The organism is Vibrio sp. 811 (assembly GCF_033339195.1).
Genome location: NZ_JAWOUB010000975.1, coordinates 1 through 513, shown reverse-complemented (window position 1 = coordinate 513; position 513 = coordinate 1). Strand labels below are relative to the sequence as shown.

Annotated in this window: 1 protein-coding gene; it reads left to right on the top strand. The window is 48.5% G+C overall.

Annotated elements, in window-relative coordinates:
* Positions 1 to 513 (top strand): FimV/HubP family polar landmark protein (locus R7Q46_RS30440; protein WP_318078748.1); only part of this gene is annotated, 513 nt, incomplete at both ends.

Below are 513 nucleotides of genomic sequence, written 5' to 3'. Positions count from 1 at the left end.
CACCTGAGAATACTCAGCCTTCGCGCTTTTTCGGCCCTACAGGTGAAAACCAAACACTGTGGTCGATTGCTTCTGAGCTAAGACCGTCACGTAATGTCTCGGTACAACAAACGCTTCTCGCCATTTATCGAATCAACCCTCAAGCGTTTGACAATCAAAACATCCACGAGCTGATCCCAGGCAGCCGTCTTCGTGTTCCTTCATTAGAGCAAGTTCGCAGTGCGACGACTGAGCAAGCTGTTGCCATTATGAAGGCGCATGAGTTACGACTAAAACAACCCAAGCCAGAAAAGCCAGCTCCAGTTAAACAGATAGAGGTTAAACCTAAACCTGTTGCAGAGCCGACTGCGCCAAAACCGCCAGTTGTTACTCCACCAAAACCTGAACCAGTTAAACCCGTTGAAACGACAGCAAACGTGCCACCAGTTTCGACGTCACCACAAGGTGAAAAGCAGGTTAGTGATCTAAAAGACAAGCTGCAGGGCTCGCAAAGTGAGCTTGAATCACTAGAAG